General features: G+C 40.3%; 18 protein-coding genes and 1 pseudogene. 4 read left to right on the top strand and 15 right to left on the bottom strand.

Annotated features, from left to right (window positions below; all coding sequences use genetic code 11):
- The 3 genes and pseudogenes from FTU46_RS12400 to FTU46_RS12390 all read left to right on the top strand — a co-directional run.
- Positions 1–91, top strand: a pseudogene (locus tag FTU46_RS12400) (IS5/IS1182 family transposase); the annotation flags it as partial.
- A 531-nt stretch (positions 92–622) separates the two neighbouring features.
- On the top strand, positions 623–1231 hold the full coding sequence (locus tag FTU46_RS12395; RefSeq protein ID WP_180105097.1) for a DUF805 domain-containing protein: 609 nt from the start codon (positions 623–625) through the stop codon (positions 1229–1231).
- 82 nt (positions 1232–1313) lie between these two features.
- The gene (locus FTU46_RS12390; protein WP_034706330.1) at positions 1314–1769 is read left to right on the top strand and encodes a hypothetical protein; all 456 of its coding nucleotides are present in this window, start codon (positions 1314–1316) and stop codon (positions 1767–1769) included.
- A 101-nt stretch (positions 1770–1870) separates the two neighbouring features.
- Here the strand turns inward: FTU46_RS12390 and FTU46_RS12385 are convergent, their stop codons facing one another.
- On the bottom strand, positions 1871–7210 hold the full coding sequence (locus tag FTU46_RS12385) for a SwmB domain-containing protein (protein ID WP_180105096.1): 5340 nt from the start codon (positions 7208–7210) through the stop codon (positions 1871–1873).
- Between the two features lie 463 nt (positions 7211–7673).
- Positions 7674–8321, bottom strand: a complete 648-nt coding sequence (locus FTU46_RS12380) for an HAD family hydrolase (protein ID WP_180004020.1) — start codon at positions 8319–8321, stop codon at positions 7674–7676.
- Positions 8322–8579: 258 nt separating this feature from the next.
- On the opposite strand from FTU46_RS12380, the gene FTU46_RS12375 reads away from it, so the two are divergent.
- The gene (locus FTU46_RS12375; RefSeq protein WP_180105099.1) at positions 8580–9347 is read left to right on the top strand and encodes a hydroxymethylpyrimidine/phosphomethylpyrimidine kinase; all 768 of its coding nucleotides are present in this window, start codon (positions 8580–8582) and stop codon (positions 9345–9347) included.
- Between the two features lie 112 nt (positions 9348–9459).
- On the opposite strand, the gene FTU46_RS12370 is transcribed toward FTU46_RS12375, so the two are convergent.
- The 13 genes from FTU46_RS12370 to FTU46_RS12310 all read right to left on the bottom strand — a co-directional run bounded on the left by FTU46_RS12370 (position 9460) and on the right by FTU46_RS12310 (position 18588).
- The gene (locus FTU46_RS12370) at positions 9460–9903 is read right to left on the bottom strand and encodes a nuclear transport factor 2 family protein (RefSeq protein WP_159123697.1); all 444 of its coding nucleotides are present in this window, start codon (positions 9901–9903) and stop codon (positions 9460–9462) included.
- A 390-nt stretch (positions 9904–10293) separates the two neighbouring features.
- On the bottom strand, positions 10294–10656 hold the full coding sequence (locus FTU46_RS12365) for a 5-carboxymethyl-2-hydroxymuconate Delta-isomerase (protein ID WP_004785128.1): 363 nt from the start codon (positions 10654–10656) through the stop codon (positions 10294–10296).
- Between the two features lie 115 nt (positions 10657–10771).
- A complete protein-coding gene (locus tag FTU46_RS12360; RefSeq protein ID WP_180105095.1) occupies positions 10772–11110 on the bottom strand; it encodes a zinc ribbon domain-containing protein YjdM in 339 nt (112 codons plus the stop codon).
- A gap of 123 nt (positions 11111–11233) precedes the next feature.
- Positions 11234–11680: an SRPBCC domain-containing protein gene (locus FTU46_RS12355; protein ID WP_180105094.1), complete on the bottom strand. Its 447-nt coding sequence runs from the start codon at positions 11678–11680 to the stop codon at positions 11234–11236.
- Positions 11681–11919: 239 nt separating this feature from the next.
- Positions 11920–12315, bottom strand: coding sequence for a ribonuclease E inhibitor RraB (locus tag FTU46_RS12350; RefSeq protein WP_180105093.1), 396 nt, complete (start codon positions 12313–12315; stop codon positions 11920–11922).
- Between the two features lie 236 nt (positions 12316–12551).
- Complete coding sequence (locus FTU46_RS12345) at positions 12552–13496, bottom strand: DUF4041 domain-containing protein (RefSeq protein WP_180105098.1); 945 nt, start codon at positions 13494–13496, stop codon at positions 12552–12554.
- Positions 13497–14064: 568 nt separating this feature from the next.
- Positions 14065–14730, bottom strand: coding sequence for a pseudouridine synthase (locus FTU46_RS12340; RefSeq protein WP_180052868.1), 666 nt, complete (start codon positions 14728–14730; stop codon positions 14065–14067).
- Positions 14731–14817: 87 nt separating this feature from the next.
- Complete coding sequence (locus tag FTU46_RS12335) at positions 14818–15273, bottom strand: hypothetical protein (RefSeq protein WP_034705275.1); 456 nt, start codon at positions 15271–15273, stop codon at positions 14818–14820.
- A 746-nt stretch (positions 15274–16019) separates the two neighbouring features.
- Positions 16020–16733 carry an SIMPL domain-containing protein gene (locus FTU46_RS12330; protein ID WP_034705273.1) on the bottom strand — a complete coding sequence of 238 codons (714 nt, stop codon included), beginning with the start codon at positions 16731–16733 and terminating at the stop codon, positions 16020–16022.
- Between the two features lie 125 nt (positions 16734–16858).
- A complete protein-coding gene (locus FTU46_RS12325) occupies positions 16859–17107 on the bottom strand; it encodes a DUF6868 family protein (RefSeq protein WP_180105092.1) in 249 nt (82 codons plus the stop codon).
- A 149-nt stretch (positions 17108–17256) separates the two neighbouring features.
- Positions 17257–17478: a hypothetical protein gene (locus FTU46_RS12320; RefSeq protein WP_180105091.1), complete on the bottom strand. Its 222-nt coding sequence runs from the start codon at positions 17476–17478 to the stop codon at positions 17257–17259.
- Between the two features lie 128 nt (positions 17479–17606).
- Positions 17607–17813 carry a hypothetical protein gene (locus FTU46_RS12315; protein ID WP_005237115.1) on the bottom strand — a complete coding sequence of 69 codons (207 nt, stop codon included), beginning with the start codon at positions 17811–17813 and terminating at the stop codon, positions 17607–17609.
- A 196-nt stretch (positions 17814–18009) separates the two neighbouring features.
- Entirely contained in the window at positions 18010–18588 is a 579-nt protein-coding gene (locus FTU46_RS12310; protein ID WP_180105090.1) for a DUF4126 domain-containing protein, read from the bottom strand.
- Positions 18589–18707: the final 119 nt, after the last annotated feature.

Here is an 18707-nt window from a genome sequence, read left to right as displayed (position 1 = left end):
TAGAGGAATAGCTACTCGATATGACAAGCTCAAAAGAAATTATCAAAGTTCTGTTGCCTTAGCCTGTATATTTTTATGGCTACCGTTATAGGGTTAATTATGAACAGTAAGTGTCAACAGACCCTAAAATTGCCTTTATAAAATAGGTGAATTCACTTAAAAACAGTTTAATGTTTAAGTTGTTTTATGAGATCAATATATAAGCATTTATTAACTTAAGCAAAGTCTGTTGGGGATTAGTTTCTTATTCAAACTCTACGTAAAAATTCGCAATATATTCATATTGAATAAAATACTAAAATTAATTAAGTCATTGATTTAAATTATTTTTATAAATATTGGTATATTTTTAGCTTTATTAAATTTATTTCAGTTTTTCTTCCCTTGAATCATTTCTTATTATTCAACAAATTAAGAAAATCTAAATTTAACTAAATTATTTGTTATCGGCTAAATCAACTTCTTATTAATCAGAACTTCTAGCTTTAGATAGTGAAAATTTATTACCTAAATATTTTTATAAAAGCTTGATCTCAAAATAAATTTCCTATGCTACTATCGGCCATATATGAATAATATTTATACAAATCCATAATAGCCAGAAGATAAATAGAGAGGGCTTATGAAAGGTTCCATCCTGGATTTTTCTATTCAAGATAATACGGGTTTTATCACAGGGGATGATAACAACCGCTACAGTTTTAGCGGTGCAGACTGGCGTGGACAACGCCCTCCTTCACGCGGTGACCGGGTTGATTTTATTGTTAACTCAACCGGTCAGGCAGCAGATATTTATCTGGCTTTGGGAAACTCGATTCATCTGGGAGAAAGCATTAGCAATCAGATTAATAAATATTCCAATCTGGATCAGACTGAAGAGAATTACAGCAGTATCGACTGGTTCGTAAAATGTCTAACCAATTATGCAAATTTTTCAGGTCGTGCACGCCGTAAAGAATTTTGGTTCTTTATGCTGTTTTGTGTAATTTTAGGCATTATTAGTGAAGTCATTGATGCCGTTTTAGGCACCAAACCTTTGGTGAATGGTCTGCTAAATTTAGCTCTTCTGCTCCCAAGTCTGGCCGTAGGGGCACGTCGCTTGCATGACATTGGACGCTCTGGATGGTGGCAATTGCTTGTACTGACAGGGATAGGAGCCATTTTACTCATTATCTGGTGGGCAAGTGATACCAAAAAAGAAAATAATGAATATGGTGCTCCTGCCAAGTAATGGAACATTACATATCCCGTCTTGATACGGGATATGTTTATAGATTATTTAATTTAATATCAAAGCAATACGTAGGCAATTCATGCTGCAAGATCAGTTATCCAAACTTCCCAATGCAATATGGGTGCAAATTTATAAAGATAAAATGCAACTGATGGACAATGAGGGCACGATTGTGCAAACAATGGTCCCTCCCGTTCCCTATGCGCATGAACGCAGCATCATTGCCGACTTTAATGCTGCCTCAGACACCCTAAAACAGCTGGTATCTACTTCAATTGTTCAAAAACTTTGGGGCTCTACAACGCTGCTGCAAGTTATGGATATGCCTGAAGAGGGTCTGACAGCTCTTGAACAGCGTGCCCTGCTAGAATTAGGTTATGAAAATAGTGCACAAAAGGTGATTCTGTATGATCCCGCAGGTCAGGAAATTACGAAAGCGAGCTTAAGCACCACTTATCCTAAAACCAATCTAAAAATCTTTCTGGTTATCTTAATTGTCGTCATTGCTGCTTCTATCTGGTTTTTAACACTTTAAATGCCATATAAAATTAAAAAACCCCGCATTAAGCGGGATTTTTTAATTGAAGTTCAATGACATCATAAAATTTTATAAATCATCCATTCTGAACCTGCTGATCAGATTGGATTATATTTAATGATGTCATCCAGCTGTAAAGTTGCACTGTCTACATTCTGCAATATCAGAAAATCAGCGCGCGCAAAGGTGGTATCGGTATCGGAACCATCACGATCGATCGTCACGACTGTATCATCTCCACGTTGTTCGAGCGTGATATAGTTCCCCAGATTTGATGCATCTACTGCCTGATCACTTAATAATGCAGAGACATCGATGGTATCACCTTCAACTGCATTGAAGTCAGTCCAGGTATCTGTACCATTACCGCCTGTTGCATCAGCATTATTCAGTAAATAATAGATCGCTGTGTCTGCTCCTGCACCACCCGTCAGGATGTCATCACCTGCGCCACCCTGTAACAGGTTATCTGCTGGATCGTCGGCATAGTTAATAATCTGGTTTACGCGATCAATATTGATCACCAGATTTGCTGAAGCACTTTCCTGCTCGGCCTGTCCCGCATTACGCGTTACCGTATATTCAAATACTTCACTCAGTAATGGGCCCTGGCCTAATGAACTATTGTATTCATAACTGAAATTACCATTTTCATAGAGTTTGAGCTCACCATACGTCCCTTCGATAATGGTAAAGTTACCTCCCTCATCACTTAAATCGAAAGTTACTGGCTGCCCATTAATCTCAGTTAATACGCCACCCGCCCAATTATCCGCTTGTGTGCCGTCGGCTGAAGTTTCCTGAATATTGCCTGTTGCACGGTAGATTTCTCCATTGACTTCGTAGACTTCAGCAGTGGTTCCACCAAATAGCGTTAATGGATTACTTAAGGCTTCTTGAGCGATCAGGTCTATCAAGCCATCAACAGCTGGTAAAACATCATCCAGTCCTAAAGTACTCAGCAATGTATTTAATGATCCGAGTAAGGTATTTAAACCAGTCGTTAGGCCAGTTTCTTCAAGCACGGTATCTAGCAAAATATCGCTAACTAGTGGTTCAACCAGGTTATCGAATAATGCCTGGCCTGCACCATCTACCCCTTCTAAAATTCCATTTAGAAGCGCATCTAATGCTGTACCCAATCCTAAAGTAGTTAATAGGAATCCTAATGCCCCGCCTCCATTTCCTGCAAGTAAACTCCCTACGGAGGTATTGTATACATCACCTAATATTGGGCGAACTAGTATATTATCCAGAGCCAATGACAAAACTGAATCAACTGCTGTGGTTAAAGTATTTATAATTGGTACAGAAGAACCTGTAGTTAAATCCAATAACTCACGAAGTGTCAATTGCTCCAGAATTCCACGAGGATCAGCGTTTTGGCCAGTCAAGGTAGCTTCGAGTAAACCTAATACAGTTTCTGACACCAGATTGTTAACCGTGTTATCGCCTAAATTCGCTAAATCTATAGTGGTCAGGATATCTGCTAATTGTGAAGAATCACCATATACCGAGACTTCATAGTTTCCAGCAGGCAAGTCATTAATATCCAGTCTCAATCCTTGAGCATCTGCTACTCCACCCAGCAGCTCCAGTCCCAATGCACCAGCAACTAAGCCGCCTTGACTGGTATTTGCTGAAGCGACCTCAAATTCTTCGCCAGTGGTTGTATTACGTACCACGAAAGTAAAGGCATTCGCCAAGCTAACCAGATTTTCTTGCTGTACTGCAATCACCACGCTAGAAATATTTTCCTCAATCGTAAAATCGACCACGGCAACTTCCGAAGTGCCATTGAGCACGTCGATACCACTACTATCACTATATGTTTCCAATACAGTTGCATCTTGTGATCCTTCCAAAATTGCGGACACATTATCATCGGCAAGATTCAGTAAACGTTCTGAATTATTTACAACTCCATTTGGTAGATCCGCTGTAGTAAAGCTTGCGGCATCATTCCCTGCCAAGTCCTGAATTGCATTGTCATCATTTCCAGTAGTTGGATCAGTATATTCGACACTAACGGTCTGCCCAGCTGTAATCACTGGATTGGTAATCATCGTGAGGATATTTCCATCGGCAGCAATATTGATCACATCGACTGTAGTCTGATCTGGAGCTGTACCGATTGTAACGACTAGACTATCTAAAGGTGGTAAATTGTCTGCATCTAGAGTTTCATTAAAACTGAGTTCGATGTTACCGTCAGCATTGACTTCAGCATCAATTAATACAGGGGCTACAGTATCTTCTGCTGGTTGCTCTGAGTTATTGTCAACGCCACCTACTTCTACCGCATCGAAGCCATCCAGTACATTGCCACTGACATCACGGATTCCCTGACCCTCTCCCGGAGTACTGTCAGCGTAAGTGACTGCAACTTCCTGACCTTCAGTAATAACAGGATTGGTTACCAAGATAATTTCATTGCCGTTATAAACAATATCGGTCACCGGAATTTCTGTTCCATCTACGACTACTGTGAAATCAGCAGGTAAAGGATTCGAGGTCGAAACATCTTCATTAAAGCTGAGTTCGATATTACCGTCAGCGTTGACTTCAGCCTCGATTAATACAGGAGCAACGGTATCTTCTGTTGGCTGTTCTGAATTATTTTCAACGCCACCCACTTCTGCCGCATCGAACCCATCCAGCACATTGCCGCTGCCATCACGGATGCCCTGACCGTCTCCCGGAGTGCTGTCAGCATAAGTGACTTCTATTTCCTGACCTTCGGTAATGACTGGATCGGTTACCAGAATGATTTCATTGCCGCCATAGACAATGTCAGTTACCGGAATTTCTGTTCCATCTACGACTACTGTGAAATCAGCAGACAAAGGATTCGAGGTCGAAACGTCTTCATTAAAGCTGAGTTCGATGTTACCGTCAGCGTTGACTTCGGCATCAATTAATACGGGAGCAACAGTATCTTCTGCTGGTTGCTCTGAGTTATTGTCAACGCCACCCACTTCTACCGCATCAAATCCATCCAGCACATTGCCACTGCCATCACGGATTCCCTGTCCGTCTCCCGGTGTACTGTCGGCATAAGTGACTTCTACTTCTTGACCTTCAGTAATGACTGGATTAGTCACCAGAATAATTTCATTGCCATCATAGACAATGTCAGTTACTGGAATTTCACTTCCATCGACTATGACGGTGAAATCAGCAGGTAAAGGATTCGAGGTCGATACATCTTCATTGAAGTTGAGTTCGATATTACCGTCTGCATTGACTTCGGCATCAATTAATACAGGAGCAACGGTATCTTCTGCTGGCTGTTCTGAGTTATTGTCAACGCCACCTACTTCTATTGCATCGAACCCATCCAGCACATTACCACTGCCATCACGGATGCCCTGACCATCCCCCGGCGTACTGTCGGCATAAGTGACTTCTACTTCCTGACCTTCAGTAATAACAGGATCGGTTACCAGAATGATTTTATTGCCGTCATAGACAATGTCAGTTACCGGAATTTCTGCTCCATCGACCACTACTGTGAAATCAGCAGGCAACGGATTCGAGGTTGATACATCTTCATTGAAGCTAAGTTCAATATTACCGTCTGCATTGACTTCAGCATCGATTAATACTGGAGCAACAGTATCTTCTGCTGGCTGTTCTGAGTTATTGTCAACCCCGCCAATTTCTACCGCGTCGAAACCGTCCAGCACATTACCACTGCCATCACGGATGCCCTGACCATCCCCCGGCGTACTATCGGCATAAGTGACTTCTACTTCCTGACCTTCAGTAATAACAGGATCGGTTACCAGAATGATTTCATTGCCATCATAGACAATGTCAGTCACGGGAATTTCTTCTCCGTCAACTACCACCGTGAAATCGGCAGGCAGCGGATTTGAGGTCGAAACGTCTTCATTGAAGCTGAGTTCGATATTACCGTCAGCGTTGACTTCGGCATCAAGGAGAACCGGTGCATCAGTATTTTCTGCTGGCTGTTCTGAGTTATTTGCAACGCCACCCACTTCTACCGCATCAAAGCCATCCAGCACATTGCCACTGCCATCACGGATGCCCTGACCATCTCCCGGAGTGCTGTCGGTATAAGTGACTTCAACTTCCTGACCTTCAGTAATGACTGGATCAGTTACCAGAATAATTTCATTGCCGTCATAGATAATGTCAGATACTGGAATTTCTGTTCCATCTACGACTACTGTGAAATCAGCAGGCAGCGGATTCGAGGTCGAAACATCTTCATTGAAGCTGAGTTCGATGTTACCCTCAGTATTGACTTCGGCATCGATTAATACAGGAGCAACAGTATCTTCTGCTGGCTGTTCTGAATCATTGACCACCCCATTGGGTAGATCCACTGTGCTAAAGCTTGCCGCATCGTTCCCTGCCAAGTCCTGAATGGCATTCTCATCATTTCCAGCAGTTGGATCGGTATATTCCACACTGACAGTCTGACCTGCTGCAATCACCGGACTGGTAATCAGCGTTAAGGTATTTCCATCGGCAACAATATTAATCACATCGACCGTAGTTTGATCTGGGGCGGTACCCACTGTAACGACCAGACTATCTAAAGGAGGTAAATTGTCTGCATCCAGCGCTTCATTAAAGCTAAGCTCGATATTGCCATTGGCATTAACTTCGGCAGCTAAAAGTACGGGCCCACTAATATCCGGATTCTGCACTCCACCCACATCATCTGAATCCAGATCTTCTAATACATTCCCTTCTGAATCCTTAATTCCCTGATTATCATCAGGTGTACTATCCTGATATTCAACCGTAACTTCTTGTCCGTCCCGGATCTCTGGCTCTGTAATCAGGATAATCTTGTCATCTTGTACAATAATATCGGTAATGGGAATTTCTTCTCCATCCACAACCACTGTGAAATCTTCAGCGCGTGGATTTGAACCATTTATATTTTCATCAAAACTCAGTTCAAGCTGGCCTTCTTCATTCACAATGACGCCGGTTAACTTCGGCGGACTCGTATCCCGATTATCCGAACTATTTCCTGAAGATGAGCCTCCACCTGCCGCTGCCGCAATAGCTCCTAAAGCCAGTGCCCCACCCAACCAAGGTAAAACGCCCGCAGCTACGGTTCCACTCTCAGCCAGATCTCCTGTAAGCGGGTGATATCGAATCGTATCGAGCATTACCCCATTTTCATCAGTAAATTCCGCCCAGTACAATTGACCTTCATGCTCAAAAACGATTCGATTATCATTGACTGCATAATCAAAATAATTTTCGATCGTAATGGTTTCACCATTTTTAAAATAGATAACAGCCGAATTACCTTGACGCGTAATTTTTGCCACTTCATCAATCGTGGCATTTACCTTGATCACTGATTTTTCGGTTAAATTCACAATATTAGTATTAATATCTTGAATTAATTCTCCATTCTCTGCCGATAATATCTGTATATTCGCCATATTATTCCCATCCTTTTTTATAATTTATTTATTGCTTAATTAAACGTGAAATACATAGCATCAAAATCAAGAGATGAGAATCTGAAAAATGTTATCTTTAACTTGTTACTAAATATTGGAAACATAGTGAAATGAATGGATAAAAAATTTTATATGAAATTAAGATATTGAATTTTAATATTTTAATCAGATTTAAATAAATAGATATTAAAATATGGTAAATATGTTTTTGTGAATTATAATCAAATAGGTTCATTAAAATATGACATTGATCACATAAAATGCATTATTATATTTATGTAAGCATGAAAAATATTAGAACAAAAGTATACAAACAATTAATCAAGTTAACGCAATAAAACAGACTTCTATTCAAAAGGTGAAGTTAAAAATTATTGTTAATAATGAATATAAAAAATGCTCCTAAACATAGAAGCATTTTATTTTTAATGAAAATAAAAAATTATTTTAAATAGTCTAATAAATGACTAAAGTTCTCAATCGTATATTTAGGCTGTGCCTGCTGTAATTCAATTTCTGAACCATAGCCGTATTTGACTGCAATCGACTCAATCCCATTATGGCGGGCACCAAAAATATCATGCTCACGGTCACCCACCATAATGCATTGGTCAGCCTGTATGCCTTGTTGTTCCAGGATATACTGAATCAGTTCCCCTTTATTGGTCCGATCACCATTCAGCTCACTGCCATAAATCTCAGTAAAATACTGGGCCAGATTAAAATGTTCCAGAATCTGTTTGGCATAAACGGTTGGTTTTGCTGTTGCGAGAAACAGGCGATAACCACGGCGTTTAAGTTCTGCCAGAGTTTCAGCTACGCCTTCAAAAACATGATTTTCATATAAGCCAGTCACTGCAAAACGCTCGCGATATGCCATTAGTGCCTGTTCAGCCAAGGTATCATCCGCATCTACATTCAAAATTTTTGCTAGCGAAGCTTTTAGAGGAGGCCCGATAATCCAGTCAATATTCGTGTCTTCACTGATCGGATGACCCACCTTTTCCAGACCATAGCGGGCAGAAGTCGTAATCCCCACTTTTGGGTCGGTTAATGTACCATCCAGGTCAATTAAAATATTCTGAATCACACCTTGTCTCCTATGTTTGCAGCCGACATCAATTCATATCGTGAGTATAGCCAGATTTGTCTACGCTAAAGCAATTGTTGGGCCATAAAAACAAACCAAGAATACCCATTTCTAGGGTAATTAATCCTGTATTTTCATCAGATAAAACAGTCGAAATTTTGCCTGACAGACAGTTCTTGCAAGTGATAGAAATTAATATCGAGAGTTTGAATAAATTTGCCTATACTAAGGCAATTTTAGTGAATGAAGGACATCATTTTGCGACCTACCGTACTTTGCTTTTCAGGTTTAGATCCTTCAGGTGGAGCAGGCCTTCAAGCAGATATTGAAGCCATCGGTCAAAGTGGTGCTCATGCTGCAATTGCCTGTACAGCCCTGACCATTCAGAACTCGCAACAGGTTTTTGGTTTTGAAGCAACTTCAAAGGAATTACTGCTGGCTCAGGCCAATGCCGTGGTAAAGGATCTGCCGATCCGCTGTGTTAAATCAGGCATGCTGGGAACGACTGAAAATATTGAGGTGCTGGCAGAATTTCTAACTGCGCATCCGGACTATCAGTATGTACTGGATCCGGTGCTGGTAGCCAACAGTGGTGGCTCACTCGGCAATCAGGCCACACTGGTCAAAGCGTTTAAACAACTGATTCCGCTAGCTACGATTTTAACTCCAAATACTGTTGAGTTGCGTGCCCTAACAGGTGAGCAGGATTTAGATCAAGCCACGCAGAAACTGTTTGAAATGGGTGCTCATGCGATTTTGGTCAAAGGCGGCCACGAAGATACTCCCGACTATATCCAGAACCGCCTATATATTCAGGGTGAATTAATCAACGAAACCCGCTGTCCGCGTCTGGAAGGTGAATATCACGGCTCAGGCTGTTCACTGGCGAGTTTCATTGCCGGACGTCTAGCCTTGGGTGATCAGTTAAAAACAGCTGTACAACATGCAGAAACCTGGTTATTTGGTGTATTAAAAAATGCGGAAATTCCGGTACCGAACGGCCAGCGCATTCCAAAACGCTTTTAATCTTCCCTAAATAAAAAAGCCTGAACGATTCAGGCTTTTTTATGGCGATTTTTTTCAAGAATGGACAAATAGATGTGATGATCTTGTTTCAATGAAATTTAAAACTTTTGCCTTAACCTGCCAGTTTCACAGGGCGCAGTTTTTCAGTCTTCTCCTGAACAGGGACAGAAATATGTTGATAATGCAATTGCCACTGATCTTGCTGCTTGCTCAAGACCATGCTGAAGCGGCACCATTGCAAAGGGAAATATCGTTCCATCGCCGCATAGGCAATCCGGACATAACCATATACGAAAGCCATGTCATTATTGACCTGAATGGTGACCTCCTTCCGTTCAACGCGCATACCATTGTTGCGCATATATGGGCGGTACTGTTGCCATGCAGCCTGATAAGCCTCGATCCCTTTCAGTTCGGAGCTAATATCAATCAGACAGACATCTGGTCGGCAAAGTTGACGAATTTCGCTGAATTCAAGTGAACAAATAGCTTGATCCCATTTTTGTAAAAATGTCCTGACTTCCTGAGCCAGACATTCTTCCCCTATTATTTTCATTGAATACCTCTCTATAAGGTTTTATTCAGACTTGAAAACCGAGATTTCAAGCATCTCATTACTTTCAGTCTTTCTTGTTTTTCATTATTTTTAATTATGTGAATGGGTCCTGGTTTTACCCATCCCCCATATATCAGGTCAAAAGTGTGACCTAATACCTAAAATTACACTATTTTTTTAATTATAGGCAAAATTTTCTGATCAACTGCAATAATCAGGTGAATTTTGACAGATTATTTAAATTTTCATGCTCTAGTTTTATTTATCGTTCTTTATATTTCAAAATCGCTTTGATACTTCTCAATTTTTTATTAAGTTCTGATGTATTCAAGATAAAGAGAGAAACTAAGAAAACTTCATTTCCTAGTCCTCACTTCAATCTAAAAAAAATCAAATAATAGCTTTAGTATAAGTCTCTTTGTCCATTTCCAGAATTTCAACACAGAGCTGAATCTTTAACCCCGGCTGCGAGACAATGTGCTGCTGCATGACCTGAAGTACCAGCTTGGAAATTGCCTGGCGGATGTCCAGACTACGACCAGTCAGGAGAGAAACTTTAGCATGCACATAAGCCTGATCTGTCTCCTGCTCTAGTCCAATCACAAAATCCTGCTGTACAATCGCCCTACTTTTTAAATCATTCGGGTCATTAATATAACCGGCGTTAAATAAGGCCTGGTGAATTGCCAACATTAAAGGTCGGGTTTCAAGCTGCTGAATATTATCTGAATATTCAAGATGAAGATGAGGCATAAAGCATAGATCCAGGCATGATATGGCAATCAGAAGAGATTGATCTTCGAGTTTGAGGAAGAAGCATAAACCTTCAAACCCGAAGACCGAAAGCACTCATTCGTATAAGAACGTATCAGGCTTTTTTCACATATTCAGATTTGAGCTTCATGGCGCCAATGCCATCAATTTTACAGTCAATATCATGTCCATCAGTTGCATCGGGCAATAGACGAATATTTTTGACTTTAGTCCCGACTTTAACCACTGAAGAAGATCCTTTAATTTTAAGATCCTTAATCACCGTAACTGTGTCGCCATCAGCCAGCAGATTGCCATGCGCATCCTTGATGACCACGGTTTCCTCAGTTGCTTCCCCTTCTTTCCACTCATATCCACATTCTGGGCAGATTAACAAGTCACCATCTTCATAAGTATATTCAGACTGGCATTTTGGGCATTGTGGTACAGCCATAGCAACCTCAACAAAATAAAAAATAAAAGAAAAAACAAAAAATTAAAGCTGAATTATAGCATCTTTGGGTGGGCTCATGCTCAAGCTTTAAAAGGATCTCCCGCTCAACTTAATTAACTGAACCTAACCATCCAAAATATGTGGATTGACCAGCCAGGACAAAAGTTGCAATGACTCCTGCCAGCTTAAGTGGCATGCAGATGGCGGTACCAGATCCGGATAACCCACCTGAATTATATGCAGACTGGTGCCTACAGACACTTTTTCAAAGATGAGCGTGACTTCAATTTCGCCTTTGACCTCAGGTGTAGAAAAGCAATCGGTATAACGCAGTAGCTGGTTGGGAATAACTTCATGATAGGTGCCATGTAAATGATGCTGGGTACCAGTAGCAAAATTGGTCAGGGTAATTTTATAGTTGCCTCCCGGTTTGACTTCGGCATGCTCAACTCTGGCAGTGAAGCCATGCGGTGCCAGCCATTTTGCAATGGCATCTGGATGAATAAAGGCCCGGTACACCCGTTCCGGTGGCGCACTGAATACACGATGCATTTTTAGGGTATAACTCATTTCAGCCTACCTTTTTTTCTTGTTCTTACTGAAAGATTATTTTTATTTATTATTCGGACGGATCATCCCGATCTCGTCGGCCTCAGTATTTAAATGTCTGCCCAATATACTGTACGGCCTAAATATAATTGTTATCTATCCATTTTATAGGATGTATAACAAAAAACTACAGTTAAGCCGGCCAATACCGCAGGCCATAAAAAACCCGGCTTAACCGGGCTTGAATAAGGAAATTTTGATTAGCTGCTACGCAGTTTGCTTTCGCCTTCTTCCGGGTCGCCCTCATCATCATAGACATAGGCCATACAGCCCCACCCATCGTATTCACCCTGAAATTCAGCAGCAATTCTGGTAAACCATTGTTCTAGATCGACAATATTTTCATAGGTAGGTTGCATATAAACATAAATGGTAATCGTCCATTCCAGTGTATCGCTCTCCTCATCCTGATATAGGCTTATCTTTTGTTCTTCTTTGAGTAAATGCAATGCACAGCGGTCAGCCTGTTCTTCACTATTAAAGGCTATCGAGAATTCAATTTCATGGTCGTCCTGCAGATCATCACCATCCTGATACATTTGCCACAGTACATGACCATTTTCATCGTCAGGGAATTTGTCATAATCGCGTGCCATAGAGATATCCTTATTATGATGTTTTATTATTCGATTCAGCTTAACTTATTTTATTTGAATTATCGAGTACAGAATATGAAAAAAAATTAACTTTCTCTAAATAACCAACTGAATTTTATCAATATAAATTTAAGAATTTGAAAAAAAAAGCTGCATTTTCATCTAATTAAAAATACCTGCATATCAATCTGCAGATTAAAAAATTTCATCGGTTGATCTGGATTTTTTAATTGTAGTTAGGAAGTGATCACTACAGGTGGCTCAGATACTTGATTCTGTCGTAACTGTAGTAAAACGGCGGCGAATTTAAGCTCTTCCAGACGTAAGTTCAGATAGGACTCCTGAATCATGGCCTGGCTCAAGCTTTGTCCTTTATAGTTCATCAGGCGATAATCATCTTTTAAGGATTGCAGCATTTCACCCAGATTATGAGTATTTAACTGGGACAAATACAATTCTGCCCTGCTATTAAATGCCAGACTCAAAATCGCAATGGTGCTCTTGCGACGGTCTTCATCAACATAGTTGCAGCTGGCCACCTGCTGCTGTTCTTTGGCCTGCTCAATCTGTGTTCTGATAGTCAGTAAATGCCGGGCTGCATCAGTATCGTTGTAGCCACTAATGAGCTGATCCAGAAGCTGCGTGACCGGCAGATCAAAACCATGTTGATAGCCCTTGATCTTATGCTCGAGAGCTTCAACTACTTCTTGCAGTCGCTGTTGTTCTTTAGCCTGCTGATAATAAGCCTGTAAAGCTTTTCGAGCCTGTCGCTCAATATCAGCTTCGGCCTGAGTCTGTAAATTCTGTAAATACGCTTTGACCTGAGCGATATAGGCTTTGAGATCATCCAGCATGATGGAAGCATCAAGCTTGGTTACTTCTACGAAATTTTCGGCCTGCAAGCTGCGGTTAATAATGTATTGTTCGATGTCACAGATATCCTGATATTGTTTATATTTATTCAGTTCAGTTCTGGCACTTCCCAGTTGCATCCGTAGCTGGGTCATTTCATAATTTAATTCATCAACTTGTGTTTCATAATCAGCCAATTTACTGCGTGAATGATCCAGATTTTCCTGTAAGGACTGAATATTGTTTCTTGATAATTTCAGGCTATTGAATACCCATAGTAATACAATGATTAAAACACTTGCGAGAACAAAGAGCGCACCACTTAGCATCATCCTGTCCCTTACCCCTTGCACCATATATAGGCACTAAAAAATTAAAAATTTATGATGTTTTAAAGTTATTCTGCATAATTTAATGATGAGAATCAAAGATAAAAAATGACCATAAACATTTAATATAATTGATCTTTTAAATGATTTTTTCACCTATAAAACCTTAATATTTTTATGCCTATCAATTTACTTAAAATGAATCTGTTGGTGATAATCAATTAAAGGGGTTTTTATTTTTATATCGAATGTTATAAGAACAAACCCCTGAGAGACTGCAAATCTTGATAAAAACTGAATAAAAATAGATAGATCAAACAGTTAAACTAAAGATAAAGTGATAAAGTCCCTTAAATGATTCCTGAAATTTTTCCGGATACACTTTTTAATTTCAAAATATCATTACTTGATAAGACATGATTCAGAACATAATTTTTCTAGAAAACTGCTTAAATTCAACTCTATAATTTTCCGATGACTGAAATAAATTCAGACATTTCTGTTGCAGCCTACTGAAATTTAAATATTTATCAGAATCCATATTCATTTTTTGAATGCTTAAATTTTACTAAAATGGTGCAGGTGCAAGAATTTCAACTTTATGACCACTCAAGGGTTGAGTAAAAGTCAGTTCACTGGCATGCAAGGCCATGCGATTAAGAGGACTACGCGTTGGTTCCGGATGATAGATTTTATCGCCCGTAATCGGATGACCAATATGCAGCATGTGGACTCTGAGCTGATGTGAACGTCCGGTAATTGGCGTTAGCAATACCCGGCTGATGTCTTGCTCAGGCAGATATTCCAGCCGTTGATAGAGTGTTTTGGCAGCTTTACCCAGTTCAAAATGCACTATTTGCCGTGGGCGATTTTCCCAGTCAGTAATCAAAGGTACATCGACACTGCCCTCGGTCTGAATTTCTCCCTGTACCAGCGCAATATAGTGCTTGCTGACTGTACGTGCCTGGAACATTTTACTGACTGCCACTTCAGCATCGCGATGTTTGGCAAACATCAGGATGCCAGACGTCGCCATATCCAGACGATGGGTAATTTTGGCATTCGGATAACGCTCTAGTACCCGTAAATAAGCACTGTCATGATGCTCAGGCAAACGTCCCGGAACAGACAACAAACCGGCCGGCTTCTCAATGACGACCAGATCATCATCTTCATACAGAATATGCAATGGGTCTTGAGGCGGCGCGTAGACAAAGTTGTCGTTAATAGGCATGTGCTTTAAGCATTCAGGAGAAAACGCGCAAAATAACAATGTCAGGGAATACTGTCAATCCAGCCCTGTTACAGAATCAGTGCCTGACTAAGCTTTGGACGCTGCACTGATGGGAGATACTGAATGACCCGACTGATACTGGGTTTTCAGACTGTCGAGATCTTCATTTAAAAATGCCATAAGATATTGCTGAACCTGTGACATAGTCAGACTACGGAATGACACATAGTCTTTGTTTTTCAGGCTAAACAATCCCAGAATTTTATGTTGAGCTTCGACTTCAATATCACTTTCCAGCCTGAACTCAAGCTGACCTGACGGCGCCAGTTCATTCAGTGTGATCTGAATCGACTGTTCAGCATCGGAGTCTGTTACGGTAAAAGTGGTAATGGCGGCTTGCATCTGTAATTGTAAAACCCGTAACTGTTGCCAGTTAATGGACTTGAAAGTAGAGAGAATTTCTTCTGCCGATAAGCTGCCTAGCTGCTCTGCTTCGTCTTCTTCTTGATGCGGATAACTGATTTCTAATTCATATTTTTTCATGGGACGTGCCCCTTTCTTATATGCAAAATTATCATAGCATTCTGTTTTATTTTTCAAGGATATAATTTGTGAGCAAATATTAAACATATTATACTTTAAATTATTTATATCAAATACTTATAAACAACCAGCGACATTAGAGTAGTATTTAAACATAAAATAGTCGAAAGCTATAGGCTGTAAATAAAATAGATTAGATATGTGATTAAAATAGTATTTATTTGAATCTCAAATGAATTTACAGCTATTTAGGAAGAATATAAGTGACTGGGTAAGGAAGGTATTCAACAGTTTGGAGGAGAAGATTGTTTTTATGAGAGGAGAAAATTTTGAGGGTGTTGGGAAAACATCTTGATGGTTTACTTCAACTATCACTCTTTGTAAGAAATGATCTTATAGCCTATAAACTTTTGGTCTATAGCGTCCTAAGCCGAATCGAGACCTTTTGGGTTCGTACTGCACTCGCGTTTTGCGCCACTCACAGCATGCTACTCTTTTCGATCCCATCACACCCTTGAGATCTATAGTAGCCAAGCTGCGGCAAAATTAATTTCCTAAGATTTTTTAATTTTCCCGATTTTTGAAAATATTTTTCTTTAAATATATTTGAAGAAGAATTTTTTACCTTTCACCTCAAAATAAAGATCTTTTATTGCAGAAAGAGCAGAATTACTGGAATTTATCTTCATGTAAAACCTCATTCTGCTCTAAATTTTTTAGACCCCTCTATTCAGCTTTCCAGCCATTTAATCAGCCAGATAATAATCCACTGTAGAAACCACACGAACTTTCTTTAGATAAGGCGTATTGCTGTCACGGTCCTCAATGCTAAACAAACCTTGATTGGCAGTCTTGATTTTCCCGAGACGGCTTTGAGAATCCGCGGCAAACTTTTCTGCCACACTGCGGGCATTTTGCGTGGCTTCTTCAATCATGGCTGGTTTGATGTCATTCAATTTGGTAAAGATATATTCCGTTCTTTGCCCGGAATCATCACCACCAAAAGCAATGCCCTTTTTACCCAGAGCGACCAGACGGGTTTGCGCTGCACGGACTGCATCAATATTGTGGGTATAAACCGTAATGGTCTGATGCGCGGTATAACGTAAGGCAACATTGGCATCACCGCCGTATTGCTGGGCATATTTATCTGTAGTGACTGGAGAACCGGTGGTAATTTCTTCTGCCTTAAAACCTTCACCTTTTAAGAAAGCCTGAATTTGCTGGGTTTGCAGCTCCATAGTGTCATACAGTTCTGTCAGATCCTGACTACCACCACTAAAACGGATGGGCCAGACTGCAACATCGGCTTTAACCTCACGTTCCGATAAACCTTTTACGGAAACAATCCGCTCATACTGTTTAATCTTGACCGCACTATTACCCAGAATGAATCCGGCAATAATCATTCCCAAGCCGATCAAAGCCCCTAAAATCAAGGCGGATTTAAACTGATTCATTGAGCTGAACTCCTTTTCCATATTGTTATTTTGTTTCGAGCATTTTAAGCGTTTAAACTGCTCTGTGTAATGCTGATGCGACTATCAGTTTTATTTATTCTTGGAACTTTGGAAAGTTTTATCTCCTAACTTTTCCCCATCAAATATAGGGCAATCAGCGGAACCAGATTGAACAGGAATATCCCGACTTTATAAATGGCCATGCCGCTATAGTGAATGGTATCAAAAGTCGAATCTGAAAGCTGAAACCATTGACCATGCAATCGTTTCACCCAGTCTCGTGCAAAGACAATCAGCAAAAACCAGAGCATTAAAATGCTGTAATTCAAAGCCAATGTATAAAGTAAAAACCGACACCAGAAATCGAGATCCATAGTGATTCCCTGCCTGTAGAGCCATCTATCCTTAAGTTAACAGATTGATCAAATCTTCAGGAACTACTGATTTGTATCTGTGATCTAAAGGGAAATGGTTTAAATATTTTCAGCTAAAAGTTTCAGTTCTAACTTCCAGCGATCACTTTTTAGCATACAAACAGATGACGGGTATGATGATTGATATAGGCATTTAAGCCATCACCATACTGGGCCAGCTGTTTCATATTTTCCACATGCTGATAGCCCGCACTGCTATAGCTATAGGTATACACTTTCGAAGTTTTCTTGAATTGAACCCGAATAAACTCATTGCCAATCTCATAATTGGCCACACCCGAGTCATGATTGAGATCAAGATAATGTTGCAATTGAGCAGCCCTAAACATGATAAATCTATAGTTTTATATGGGGTCAAATTGATCAATTCTCAAACAAAATAAATGATAAAACCCACTGTATAACGGGTTTTAAATGATGTCCAATATGTCTATAAATCTCATTCTGTACAGCACTTATGACAGCCCTCTACTTTCTCCCTCGGCCAGTTCATTCTTGCCCGTTTATAAGCCAGATCATAATTAGCAAAATATCCAATCAGAATCTGGTTATCAAATTCTGGCAGGTCTTCACAGCCTCGTGTTGCGTTATGAATATAGTGCACGCCTTGGGCAGACTCTTGTTCATCTACAATAAATTTAATCATTCACAGTTCCCCTAATATTATTTTTATAAAGTTCAACCACAAATAAAACCATACAAAAATTATGCCTTTTATAATCCCATAATAAAATTATGTCTTTTTTGAATAAAAATCAAGCAATTTAATGAACAAGATGAGGGCCTTTCTTTAAGCAAATATTTCATTAAGAATGAGTGATAAATATTTATTTATCTGATTCTTATAAGGCGGAATTTTCTAGCTTGTTTTTCTTTTTTTGATGTATCCAGCGAATCGCTAGGATGACTAGCATTACAACCAGCAAGGCAGCTAGCACTGGCAAAAGCAATGACAGGATGGATAACAGAATAGCCCCGATCCACTCTCCGGTTGAGAGTACGGGATTCGCAACACCGCCTGTGGTGGCAGTTGATAGTCCGCGTGCTGCAACACTGCTCAATTGCACGGCCCCTGCTGTTCCGCCACCGACAATGATCGCTGCGGCCCAAGTTGCAAACTGGGACATTTCTCCACTGCTCACAGCCATCGTGGTCAGAGTTCCGGCGAGCATGGCTGCAGGCGTTGCAATCATATCGATGGCATTGTCCACCCACGGAATATAATACGCAGCAATTTCACAGATAGTCGCGATGGCTAAAGCCAGACAGACTGCCGGCATGGCCAGCCATTTAAAACCGGTCATCGGTTCAAACCAGCCCATCAATGCGGCAATACTCATTACCAGCAAAGGCACAAAAACACGGAAACCGCAGGCTGCACTTAAGCCGATACCGATACATAAACCGAGGATTGTTTCCATGCTGTTTGCCCTTGAGATTTAAGCCATTTTTATGACCCAAATTATACGCTAACAAAAAAGCCCTATCGGGTGATAGGGCTTTTATTTAAAACAGGATCTTCTGTTTTGAATATCGTGTG

It is taken from the genome of Acinetobacter sp. YH12108, assembly GCF_013419055.1.
Classification (GTDB): domain Bacteria; phylum Pseudomonadota; class Gammaproteobacteria; order Pseudomonadales; family Moraxellaceae; genus Acinetobacter.
This window is presented reverse-complemented; position numbering and strand designations above follow the sequence as displayed.

Bases quoted from the DNA above. Each gene is read 5' to 3' on its own strand.
- FTU46_RS12395 (WP_180105097.1), top strand. From the start codon at position 623: ATGAAAGGTTCCATCCTGGATTTTTCTATTCAAGATAATACGGGTTTT.
- FTU46_RS12315 (WP_005237115.1), bottom strand. From the start codon at position 17,813: ATGATTAAATTTATTGTAGATGAACAAGAGTCTGCCCAAGGCGTGCAC.
- FTU46_RS12310 (WP_180105090.1), bottom strand. From the start codon at position 18,588: ATGGAAACAATCCTCGGTTTATGTATCGGTATCGGCTTAAGTGCAGCC.
- FTU46_RS12385 (WP_180105096.1), bottom strand. From the start codon at position 7,210: ATGGCGAATATACAGATATTATCGGCAGAGAATGGAGAATTAATTCAA.
- FTU46_RS12365 (WP_004785128.1), bottom strand. From the start codon at position 10,656: ATGCCTCATCTTCATCTTGAATATTCAGATAATATTCAGCAGCTTGAA.
- FTU46_RS12355 (WP_180105094.1), bottom strand. From the start codon at position 11,680: ATGAGTTATACCCTAAAAATGCATCGTGTATTCAGTGCGCCACCGGAA.
- FTU46_RS12335 (WP_034705275.1), bottom strand. From the start codon at position 15,273: ATGAAAAAATATGAATTAGAAATCAGTTATCCGCATCAAGAAGAAGAC.
- FTU46_RS12350 (WP_180105093.1), bottom strand. From the start codon at position 12,315: ATGGCACGCGATTATGACAAATTCCCTGACGATGAAAATGGTCATGTA.
- FTU46_RS12360 (WP_180105095.1), bottom strand. From the start codon at position 11,110: ATGGCTGTACCACAATGCCCAAAATGCCAGTCTGAATATACTTATGAA.
- FTU46_RS12330 (WP_034705273.1), bottom strand. From the start codon at position 16,733: ATGAATCAGTTTAAATCCGCCTTGATTTTAGGGGCTTTGATCGGCTTG.
- FTU46_RS12345 (WP_180105098.1), bottom strand. From the start codon at position 13,496: ATGCTAAGTGGTGCGCTCTTTGTTCTCGCAAGTGTTTTAATCATTGTA.
- FTU46_RS12390 (WP_034706330.1), top strand. From the start codon at position 1,314: ATGCTGCAAGATCAGTTATCCAAACTTCCCAATGCAATATGGGTGCAA.
- FTU46_RS12370 (WP_159123697.1), bottom strand. From the start codon at position 9,903: ATGAAAATAATAGGGGAAGAATGTCTGGCTCAGGAAGTCAGGACATTT.
- FTU46_RS12340 (WP_180052868.1), bottom strand. From the start codon at position 14,730: ATGCCTATTAACGACAACTTTGTCTACGCGCCGCCTCAAGACCCATTG.
- FTU46_RS12325 (WP_180105092.1), bottom strand. From the start codon at position 17,107: ATGGATCTCGATTTCTGGTGTCGGTTTTTACTTTATACATTGGCTTTG.